The organism is Haloplanus sp. GCM10025708 (genome assembly GCF_042663985.1).
Lineage (GTDB): Archaea > Halobacteriota > Halobacteria > Halobacteriales > Haloferacaceae > Salinirarus > Salinirarus marinus.
In genome coordinates, this window is sequence record NZ_JBHSZA010000011.1 from 58029 (window position 1) to 67240 (window position 9212).

At 67.9% G+C, this 9212-nt stretch carries 10 protein-coding genes, 1 tRNA gene and 2 pseudogenes; 8 read left to right on the forward strand and 5 right to left on the reverse strand.

Annotation, left to right across the window (positions count from 1 at the left end):
- The first annotated feature begins 14 nt into the window (after window positions 1–14).
- Complete coding sequence (locus tag ACFQJD_RS03185) at window positions 15–1202, forward strand: metal-dependent hydrolase family protein (protein ID WP_379796096.1); 1188 nt, start codon at window positions 15–17, stop codon at window positions 1200–1202.
- A 69-nt stretch (window positions 1203–1271) separates the two neighbouring features.
- Here the strand turns inward: ACFQJD_RS03185 and ACFQJD_RS03190 are convergent.
- Window positions 1272–1344, reverse strand: a tRNA-Tyr gene (locus ACFQJD_RS03190).
- Between the two features lie 134 nt (window positions 1345–1478).
- On the opposite strand from ACFQJD_RS03190, the gene ACFQJD_RS03195 reads away from it, so the two are divergent.
- The 3 genes from ACFQJD_RS03195 to ftsZ all read left to right on the forward strand — a co-directional run bounded on the left by ACFQJD_RS03195 (window position 1479) and on the right by ftsZ (window position 3604).
- Complete coding sequence (locus ACFQJD_RS03195; protein ID WP_379796098.1) at window positions 1479–2015, forward strand: double zinc ribbon domain-containing protein; 537 nt, start codon at window positions 1479–1481, stop codon at window positions 2013–2015.
- A 222-nt stretch (window positions 2016–2237) separates the two neighbouring features.
- A complete protein-coding gene (locus ACFQJD_RS03200; RefSeq protein ID WP_379796100.1) occupies window positions 2238–2414 on the forward strand; it encodes a ribbon-helix-helix domain-containing protein in 177 nt (58 codons plus the stop codon).
- Between the two features lie 2 nt (window positions 2415–2416).
- Complete coding sequence (ftsZ, locus tag ACFQJD_RS03205) at window positions 2417–3604, forward strand: cell division protein FtsZ (protein ID WP_379796102.1); 1188 nt, start codon at window positions 2417–2419, stop codon at window positions 3602–3604.
- 46 nt (window positions 3605–3650) lie between these two features.
- Here the strand turns inward: ftsZ and ncsA are convergent, their stop codons facing one another.
- Entirely contained in the window at window positions 3651–4631 is a 981-nt protein-coding gene (ncsA, locus tag ACFQJD_RS03210) for a tRNA 2-thiolation protein NcsA (RefSeq protein WP_379796104.1), read from the reverse strand.
- 249 nt (window positions 4632–4880) lie between these two features.
- On the opposite strand from ncsA, the gene ACFQJD_RS03215 reads away from it, so the two are divergent.
- The 4 genes and pseudogenes from ACFQJD_RS03215 to ACFQJD_RS03230 form a co-directional block, all read left to right on the forward strand.
- Window positions 4881–5003 (forward strand): hypothetical protein, encoded by a 123-nt coding sequence (locus tag ACFQJD_RS03215; protein ID WP_379796106.1) that lies wholly within the window; start codon window positions 4881–4883, stop codon window positions 5001–5003.
- Window positions 4973–5617, forward strand: coding sequence for a DUF7095 family protein (locus ACFQJD_RS03220; RefSeq protein WP_379796107.1), 645 nt, complete (start codon window positions 4973–4975; stop codon window positions 5615–5617). The genes ACFQJD_RS03215 and ACFQJD_RS03220 overlap by 31 nt, the downstream gene beginning before the upstream one ends.
- 39 nt (window positions 5618–5656) lie before the next feature.
- Complete coding sequence (locus tag ACFQJD_RS03225; protein ID WP_379796109.1) at window positions 5657–5929, forward strand: hypothetical protein; 273 nt, start codon at window positions 5657–5659, stop codon at window positions 5927–5929.
- Between the two features lie 14 nt (window positions 5930–5943).
- Window positions 5944–6477: pseudogene (locus ACFQJD_RS03230) on the forward strand (universal stress protein); the annotation flags it as partial.
- Window positions 6478–6534: 57 nt separating this feature from the next.
- Here ACFQJD_RS03230 and ACFQJD_RS03235 read toward each other — a convergent pair.
- The 3 genes and pseudogenes from ACFQJD_RS03235 to ACFQJD_RS03245 all read right to left on the reverse strand — a co-directional run bounded on the left by ACFQJD_RS03235 (window position 6535) and on the right by ACFQJD_RS03245 (window position 9187).
- A pseudogene (locus tag ACFQJD_RS03235) lies at window positions 6535–7334 on the reverse strand (class I SAM-dependent methyltransferase).
- Between the two features lie 116 nt (window positions 7335–7450).
- Window positions 7451–8290, reverse strand: a complete 840-nt coding sequence (locus ACFQJD_RS03240; protein ID WP_379796110.1) for a deoxyribonuclease IV — start codon at window positions 8288–8290, stop codon at window positions 7451–7453.
- A gap of 72 nt (window positions 8291–8362) precedes the next feature.
- Window positions 8363–9187 carry a lipoate--protein ligase family protein gene (locus tag ACFQJD_RS03245; RefSeq protein ID WP_379796111.1) on the reverse strand — a complete coding sequence of 275 codons (825 nt, stop codon included), beginning with the start codon at window positions 9185–9187 and terminating at the stop codon, window positions 8363–8365.
- Window positions 9188–9212 lie beyond the last annotated feature (25 nt).

The following is a 9212-nucleotide window of genomic DNA, read 5'->3' on the forward strand; positions in this document are numbered from 1 at the left end:
GGCGGTGAGTCGGGATGAGCGACGACGTCGTTCTCCACGGCGACGTGTGGGACGCGAAACACGGCCTCCGACCGGACCACCGGGTCGTCGTCTCCGACGGTGAGATTCGGGAGGTTTGCGAGGACGCTCCGTCGTCGTCCGCCGAGGCGTACGACGTCGGCTTTCTGTCGCCCGGTCTCGTCGACATGCACGTCCACTACGTCTGGGACGGGAGCGCAGACCCGGTCGCGTCCCTCCGCGCCCAGTCGCGTGCGGAGACGGTCGTCGAGGCGGTCCAGAACGCGCGCCGGCAGCTACGGGCGGGCGTCACGACGGTTCGCGACGTCGGGAGCACCGACGACGTCGCGATAACCGTCGGCGCGGCGATACGCGAGGGACAGATTCCGGGGCCGCGCACGTTCGCCAGCGGTCGGACGATCATCATCACCGGCGGACACGACCCGTTCTGGGGCATCGAGTCCGACGGCGTCGACGCGGTTCGGTCGGCCGTCAGAACGCTCCGGAGTCGCGGGGCGGATCTGATCAAAGTGAGTGCGACGGGCGGCGTCTACGGGCAGGCCGTCGGGGAGGACCCGGGTGCGAGCGAACTCTCGTTCGAGGAACTCGACGCCGTCGTCGACGAGGCGCACCGCTTCGACCTGCAGGTAGCCGCTCACGCGGTCGGCACCGAAGGGATCCGAAACGCCGTCGAGGCCGGCGTCGACACCGTCGAGCACGGCAACCTCATGGACGACGAGACGCTCTCGCTCCTGATAGAGAAGGACGTCGCCTACGATCCGACGGTGTTCATCTACCGCGACATCGCCCGGAGCGACTCGATACCCGGATACGCCGCCGAGAACGCACGGTCGGTTTACGAGCGCCACGCCGAGGTGTTCGCGCGCGCCGTCGAGAACGACGCCCGGATCGTCGCCGGGAGCGACGCGGGGTCACCGAACCTCCCGCACCCGGGCCTCCACCGGGAACTCGAGTGCATGGTCGAGTTCGGACAGGATCCCGAGGACGCACTCGCGGCCACGACGTACAACGCGGCCGTCCAGCTGGACCACCCCGACCTCGGCGTCGTCGAGGCGGGGACGCCGGCGGACGTCGTCGGCTACTCGCGGGACCCACGCGACGATATCGGTGCGGTCGGCTCGCCGTCGCTCGTCGTGAAAGACGGCGAGGTGTACCGTTCGCCGCGCGGATGCTCTCGCGTATGACGCGCGGGAAGCCGTCCGCTCGCTTCGGTCGAGGACGCTTCTCGCTGCTCGTTTCGTTCGCAAGAGAAGTCCGCTCTCCCCGAATTGAACGGGGGCAAGCCGATCTACAGTCGGCTGCTCTACCAGGCTGAGCTAAGAGCGGACGGCTACAGGTAGCGAGGATTCGCGCTTAAAAATTGCCATTCGCGTCCGTCGGATGTCCGCTGACAGACGAGCGACAGACAGTCGTCAGACAGGTGGGAAGATTCAAATAATCCCCGGTCGCATGAGCTAACGATGAGCAAGATAACGTTCCGCGCCGACGACGACCTCGTCGAACGGCTGGAGGCGTTCGACGCCTCCAAGAGCGAGGTCATGCGCGAAGCGTTGCGCTCGTATCTCGACGACGCTGAGGAGGGCACCGCCGACTCGTCGGTCGACGACGCGCTCGCCTCGCGCGTGGACGCACTCATCGCGGAACGGCTGGACGCGGTCGGTGGCCGCGCGTCGCCTGCCGCGCCCGATATCAACGTAAACGTCACGCTCGACGGCGCTACGTCCGATTCACCCGACGCCTCAGTCGAACGTGAGACGGCTGACACGCCGCGTAAGACGCGGGCCGAAAACGCGGGGGAGACGTCGAACGCGTCGCGTAAAACGTGCGGGCAATGCGGCGAGAATCTGGATGGCGAGCACGTTTACTGCCCGAACTGCGGGGAGAAGACGTCCCACCGGGTGTTCTGTGAATGCGGGGACGAAATCCGGTCAGGCTGGGCGTTCTGTCCCAGCTGTGGTCGCCGTACCCCCGCTGCTGACGTCCTCGACAGGCCCTAAACCCCGAGTAAACGCGCTATACTCCGTGTATACGCGACTTCCGAGGATGTGTAAGACAACCGCCGTTACTTTTATAATGTATCCCCCTGTCAATACGATTGCGTAAGACGGCCCGTCTTACATAGCCGGAAATCGCACGGGGACGACCCCAGTGCGGCCGATTTCGGCGTGTAAGACAAATCACGGGGCGCGTCCCTGCCGTCTTACCGGGGGAATGAAACAATGGAGCGTGTGACACTACGAATTCCGAAGCAGCAGATCGAGGAAGTAGAGCAGATGGTCGAGACGGGAGAGTTCCCGAATCGGAGCGAGGCGATTCGCTCGGCCGTCCGTGAGATGCTCAACGAACAGAACGAGTCCCGCGAGTCGCGGAGCAACCGCAGCTGGGCGAAGGTGTAACGATGCAGGGATTCGTTCAGGAGGCGATCGAGCACGAAGAAGCCGAACAACAGCGCGACCTCGACGACGAGGACGACCAGTTCGGCGATCCGCGCATCGTCATCGTCGGCTGTGGCGGCGCGGGTAACAACACCGTCAACCGTCTCTACAACATCGGCGTCGACGGCGCGGACACGATCGCGATCAACACGGACAAACAGCACCTCAAGATGGTCGAGGCCGACACGAAGATCCTGGTCGGCAAGTCCCTCACGCAGGGTCTCGGCGCTGGCGGCGACCCCTCCATGGGCGAGCGCGCCACCGAAATGGCCCAGGGCACCATCAAAGAGGTCCTCGGCGAAGCGGACCTCGTGTTCGTGACCGCCGGCATGGGAGGTGGCACCGGTACCGGTGCCGCCCCCGTCGTCTCGAAGATCGCCAAAGAACAGGGCGCGATCGTCGTCGGCATGGTCTCCACGCCGTTCAACGTCGAACGCGCGCGGACGGTCAAGGCCGAGGAGGGCCTCGAGAAGCTTCGCGGCGAGGCCGACTCGATCATCGTCCTCGACAACAACCGCCTGCTCGACTACGTCCCGAACCTGCCCATCGGCAAGGCCTTCTCCGTGATGGATCAGATCATCGCGGAGACGGTCAAGGGCATCTCCGAGACCATCACCCAGCCCTCTCTCATCAATCTGGACTACGCGGACATGTCCACGATCATGAATCAGGGCGGCGTCGCGGTGATGCTCGTCGGCGAGACGCAGGACAAGAACAAGACCCAGGAGGTGGTGAACGACGCGATGAACCACCCACTGCTCGACGTCGACTACCGGGGTGCCTCCGGCGGTCTCGTCCACATCACGGGCGGCCCCGACCTCACGCTGAAAGAGGCCGAAGGCATCGCCAACAACATCACCGAACGCCTGGAAGCCAGTGCCAACGTCATCTGGGGCGCGCGCATTCAGGACGAGTACAAGGGCAAGGTCCGCGTCATGGCCATCATGACGGGCGTCCAGAGCGCACAGGTCCTCGGCCCGAGCACGCAAAAGCAGGCGGACCGCTCCCGCCAGAGCCTCAACGGTGGCGGGTCGGAGTTCGACGCGAACGCCGGCGATAGCGCCAACGCCGACTCCAGCACTGCGTCGTGGCAGTCCGACGGCGGACACGACCAGCTCGAACAGCGAAACGGCGTCGACGTCATCAAATAACGTCGCCGTCGATCGGTTTCTTCGAGCCCAGCGCCGCCAGCGACGCTCAGAGCGCTTCCAGTAGCCGGCATTTCCGACAGACGTCTCCGCTGGTCGTCGACCCACAGCGCTCGCAGTCGGTCAGGTCGGCTCCCGTCCCGTCGTCGCGGTAGCGCTGGGCCGCGAGCGCGGCGAGTTCCTCGTAGCCCGCCATAATCGAGTGTCGCGTCCCTGGGTGGTTCTCTTCGAGTTCGAGGAGCAGTTCCTGAATCTCGCCGCGGTAGGCCTCCGAGGCGTGGGGACACTCCGCCATATGCGTCGGGAGGTCCATCAGATGCGCGTAGAGGGCGATCTCCTTCTCGGGCACGTCGCGCAGGGGTTTCGCCCGGGGGACGAACCGGTCGGACGCCGGGCGTTCGCGGAGGTCGTCGTCGCCGGCGGCGAAGGGGCCGATGCTCGCGTCGAAATGCTTGGCCATCTGTTCGAGGTCGCCCTCCAGGAAGTTCATCAGCGCGGTCTGGGCCTCGTCGTCGAGATTGTGACCGGTGAGGAGTTTGTCCGCGCCGAACTCGTCGGCGTAGCGTTCGAGGAGGTCGCGCCGGAAGACGCCGCAGTAGGCACAGGCGGCCATGTCCATCGGGTCCGACTCCACCACGTCGTCCATGCGGACGCCGAACTCGTCGTCGTAGGCGACCACCTCGTGGCGCATCTCCAGCGCCTCCGACAGTTCGAGACAGGCGTCGAGGCTCTCGTCGCGGTAGCCCTCGATGCCCTCGTGGATGGTGAGGGCGACGAGGTCGATTCGCGGGTCGCGCCCGAACGTCTCGTCCAGGATGTGCGTGAGGACGACGCTGTCTTTCCCTCCGGAGAGACCGACGACCCACGTCTGGGGGTTCTCGGGCGACGCATCGGACGGAACCAGGGCGTCGCTTCGGATGCGCCGCCGGACGCGTTTCTCGACGGACGTACAGAAGTGGGCGTCACAGAGGTGGGCCCCGGAGTACGCCGCGTGCATGACGGCCTCGCGGTCGCACTTGTCGCAGTCCATTGCCTCCGATTGTCTCGGCGCGGGTATGTCGGTTTCGTTGTCGGACACAGCTTCTATGACGGACCCGTCCGACGGGATGACCTCCGTCGTCTGCGTCCGACCGGTCGCCCCGGCCGGTCCGTTCTCGTTCCCGTAGCGCTCTTTCAGCGCCCCGACCGCAGCCGACGGACGTCACGAACTTCCCTCCGCGATCTGTACGCCTCGCTCGCCAGCCGGTACGCCTCGCTCGCACACCTCCGCGAGCGACGGGTGGCCGCCCTGGCGGCCGCGAACCTCCCTCTCGCCGTCGGCGTCCGCCCGAACGAGAAACGGTTTTCCCCGACGACGGACAAGAGCGGACGATGGACCGCGACGCCGCCCTCGACCGCATGACCGAACTCCTCGACGTCGTCGACTCGGAGCCGATGCCCGTGCCCGTCCGCGAGGTGTGGGTCTACGGCGACGTCGCCCTCGGCCTCGATCCGATCGACCGCCTCGACGTCTACGTGACCAAGGACGTCCACCTGCGCGGCGACGCGGACCGAGAAGACGAATTTCTCGAATCCCACGGCGTCCGCGGCGTCGGCAAGAGCGTCTCGGCGACGTGGGCCGAGCGGTTTCCCGAGTACCTCCGCGCGAACGACAGCGGCCACGCCGCCCCCGAGAAGTGTCTCGCCGCCCACCTCCTCCGCGACGGCGAACCCGCCCACCTCGAAGTCTGCAACGCGAGCTTCGACGACAACGTGATGCAACGCCTCGAAGGCGCGATGGCGCGCGAGGCGTACGAGCAGATTCTCGACCCACGCGGCGTCTGTCTGTGGGTGGACGGCCAGCGAGACGACGAGGCGCTCGCCAAACTCCGCGGCGGCGAACTCCCCTTCCCCACGCTCTCGGGCGCGCTGGAGATGCTCGGTCTCGACGAGGAGACGGCGGCCGACGCCGCCGCGGCGATGCGCGAGTACCGGGCGGCCCAGACCGGGACGACGGTTCGCGGCGACGTGGTCTGAGCCCCTACAGTCATGTCGCGGGGGTGAGTAGTGGTCACCATGTCGAACGGGGGGACGTCCGACGGCGATCCGCGATATCGGCTCCTCGTCGCCGTCGGCAACCCGGATCACGTCGAGCAGCTGATGCGGACGGCCCGGGACGTCGCCGGCGACCGGGATGGCGAGATCCTCGTCTGTAGCGTCGTCCGGCAGCCACAGGCCTCGCCCGTCTCGCTCTACAAGGACGAGGTCATCAAGCGCGACTACGGCGAGAACGAACGCGAGATCGTCGACCGCGCCGTCGAGGTGACCCGGGGACGGGCGTGCCCGTGACCGGCGAGGTACGGGTGGGGGCCGATCCCGGGAAATCCATCCTGCGGGCGGCCCGCGACCACGACGTCGACGCCGTCCTCCTGGGGTGGCGAAATCGGTCTCGCCCCGACTTCCGCCTCGGTCGCACCGTCGACCGGGTCGTCCACCGCGCGGCGTGTGACGTTCTCGTCGAGAAGATCGGCTCCGAGGCGAACGGCGTCGACTCGGTGCTCGTTCCGACGACGGGGAGCACGCACGCTCGCTACGCCGCCACCGTCGCCGGCGCGATCGCCCGCGCGAACGACGCCAGCGTCGAGGTGGTCCACGTCGTCGCTCCGGACGACGACCGAGACCGGGGGACGGACGTCCTCGACTCGACCGCCGCCGACATCGAGGGCGTCCCCGTCGAGACGCGCCTCATCGAACACGGCGACGTCGCCGACGCCATCGTGGCCCGATCGACCGCCCACGACGTGACCGTCCTCGGGGCGTCCCGCGAGAGCGTCCTCGAACAGCTGGTGTTCGGGGCCGTCCCCGAGGCGGTCGGTCGGCGCGCTCACTCGACGGTCGTCATGGCCAAGCGCGACCTCGGTACCTCGCGTCTCGCGCGGTGGTTCCGGGGTTCGCTACGTGACCCGTCCCACGGTCACGTCGACGGGGACGACTTCGATTCGGCGGTAGTCGCCGGCCTGCATCTGCTCGACCACCTCGCGGCCCATCTCCCGCCACTCGCTCCTGATGGCGTCGTACTCCGCGTCGGCGAGTTCGCGCCGGAGTTCCCGCTCGTGATCGGCCAGTCCGGCACCGCTCGCTTTCCGGGTCGCCGCCCTGAGCGACCGCTCGGAGTACGGCGGTTCGATCTCCTTCCGGTGGTAGTAGCGCCGCGTCGAGACGTCCGCCAGACCGACGTCCTCGAAGCGGTCGGCCACCGTCTCGCCGAGGGCGACGTCGGTTTCGACGCCTTCGAGGTAGGCCGCCCGGACGCGGCGTTCGAGGCGCTGCTCGCGGGAGACGGTAGACCGAACGTCGACGGCGCTGTTGTCGGGTTCGACGGCGGCGACGAGATCGAGGAGACGCGGGCGAACTGTTCGATCGCACGCTCGGGGTCGGGGAGGTTCACCAGCAACGCCTGACAGACCACGAGGTCGAACGCGTCGTCGGCGACGGGGAGTCGGCGGGCGTCGCCGGCGACGACCGGTATCCCGGCCGCCTCGCGGGCCACCTCCAGGAGCGCCGGATCGGCGTCGACGCCGACCACCTCGGCGTCGCTCTCCTCGGCGAGGATCCGAGAGAGTTCGCCCGTCCCACAGCCGACGTCGAGGATGCGTTCCCGCCCCGGGAGATCGAGGTCAGCGAGGGCGTCGCGGGAGTCCTCCCACATCCCCTCGCGAGTCCGACTGAGATACGCTTCCGAGAACCTTCGCACGGTCGACCTGGCGGCGAGGGGCATAAAAATCAGTCGTCGGCGTCGCGCGGTCTGCCTCCGTGCCCCGACTCGCGAACCGCGTCACACGGCCCGCGTCGCCGCGTGGGTGAGTCGGCTCAGGCTTCGGCTTCCGCCGCGAGTTCGTGGACCCGGTCGACGTTCCAGGCGAAGCCCCTGCCGTCCTCGGTCGGGGTTTCGAGGACGAACGGTAGGCCCCGGAGATCGGGGTGGGTGACGACGCGGCGCATCCCCTCGACGCCGATTTCGCCCTCGCCGACGTGGGCGTGTTCGTCCTTGTTCGTCCCGCAGGCGTGTTTCGAGTCGTTGAGGTGGATACACCGCAGGGAGTCGACTCCGACCACGTCGTCGAACTCGGCCACCGTCTCGTCGACCCCCTCGCGCGTCGAGAGGTCGTAGCCCGCGGCGAAGGCGTGGGCGGTGTCCAGACAGAACTCGACGTCGAGGTCGGTCGCCGCCTGAACCGTCGCGAGGTGTTCGAAGTCGCCGCCGAGTTTCGTTCCGCTCCCGGCGTCGCTCTCGACCAGCACCGTCACGCCCTCGGGGACGTCGAGTTCGTCGAGCGCGCTCGCGGCGTTTTCGAGCCCCCGTTCGACCCCCGCGCCCGTGTGTGCGCCCAGGTGGACGTTGACGTACGGGATGTCGAGTTTTGCCGCGGCGTCGACCTCCTTTTGCATGCTGTCGATGGACTTCGCCCGCAGGTCGTCTTTCGGCGTACAGAGGTTGACGAGATACGAGGAGTGAATCACCCACGGGCCGTCCAGGGAGTCCCGCGTCCCCCGGCGGAAGGCGGCGGCCTCATCGTCGCCGACGTTCGGGTCCTGCCACACCTGTGGCGAGTGGGTGAAGATCTGTCCGCAGTTGCCGCCGACGTCGAGTTGGTTCGTCACTGCGTTGTCGACGCCGCCGGCGATGGATACGTGTGCTCCGACTCGCATACCATAGCCACCGGCCGACGGAGCAAAGGGACTTCGAAACCGGTCACCGGGGGTGGGGTTTTCCGACCCTCGTCAGTGCGGCCGGCGACGCACCCACTCGTCGCTCGCGTACTTCTCCTCGGCGCGCGTCCGCGCCCGGTCGAGTTCGTCGGCGGTCCACGACCCCTCCGCGGCGTCGACCCACTCGCGAAGCGCCTCCTCCAGCGCCCGCACCGCCTCGGCGCGGGTGATCGAGGCGTGTTCGTCGACGCCGGTCACGCGCTCACCGAAGGTCTCGGCGTCGACGCCGGGGTCCGAAAACACCGAGAGGTGTCGCTCGGGGCGCGTCGAGTACGTGATCGACCCGTGCTGGACGACCGCGTCCTGCCGTCGGTACTGGGCGTTGCCGCTCACCTTCCGTCGCTCGCCGTCCGACTGGACCACGACGTCGTGGGCGGGGTGGAGTTCGCGGAGATAGCACGCCGGCGGGTAGAGCGCCGGGCGCTCCTCGTCGGCGAACGTCGCCGGCACGCCCATGCGGTCGAACGCCTCGACGACGGGCGTACAGAGGCGGTGGTACGACTCCAGCAGGTCGCCCGGGAGTTCCGCGGCGGGCGCGACGATCGAGTACGAGACGTCGCCGTCGACGTCGTGGTAGATTCCGCCGCCGCCGGTCGGCCGTCGGGTGACGGTCACGTCCGCCGTCGCACACGCCTCCCAGTCGACGGTGTCGGGGTCCTGACCGTAGCCGAGCGAGAGGGTGCTCGGTCGCCAGCGATACACCCGGAGCGTTCGCGGGCCGCCCGCGGCCGCCGTCTCGGCCGCGATCTCGTCGAGGGCCATGTTCATCGGCCCGGAGCGAGTCTCCTCGCGTACGAGTCGCCACTCGCGCTCGGCGAGCGACGGGTCGACGTCCATGACCCGTCTACTGCGCGGGGGACAA

Bases quoted from the DNA above. Each gene is read 5' to 3' on its own strand.
- ACFQJD_RS03225 (WP_379796109.1), top strand. From the start codon at position 5,657: ATGTCGAACGGGGGGACGTCCGACGGCGATCCGCGATATCGGCTCCTC.
- ncsA (WP_379796104.1), bottom strand. From the start codon at position 4,631: ATGGACTGCGACAAGTGCGACCGCGAGGCCGTCATGCACGCGGCGTAC.
- ftsZ (WP_379796102.1), top strand. From the start codon at position 2,417: ATGCAGGGATTCGTTCAGGAGGCGATCGAGCACGAAGAAGCCGAACAA.
- ACFQJD_RS03195 (WP_379796098.1), top strand. From the start codon at position 1,479: ATGAGCAAGATAACGTTCCGCGCCGACGACGACCTCGTCGAACGGCTG.
- ACFQJD_RS03200 (WP_379796100.1), top strand. From the start codon at position 2,238: ATGGAGCGTGTGACACTACGAATTCCGAAGCAGCAGATCGAGGAAGTA.
- ACFQJD_RS03240 (WP_379796110.1), bottom strand. From the start codon at position 8,290: ATGCGAGTCGGAGCACACGTATCCATCGCCGGCGGCGTCGACAACGCA.
- ACFQJD_RS03185 (WP_379796096.1), top strand. From the start codon at position 15: ATGAGCGACGACGTCGTTCTCCACGGCGACGTGTGGGACGCGAAACAC.
- ACFQJD_RS03220 (WP_379796107.1), top strand. From the start codon at position 4,973: ATGGACCGCGACGCCGCCCTCGACCGCATGACCGAACTCCTCGACGTC.
- ACFQJD_RS03245 (WP_379796111.1), bottom strand. From the start codon at position 9,187: ATGGACGTCGACCCGTCGCTCGCCGAGCGCGAGTGGCGACTCGTACGC.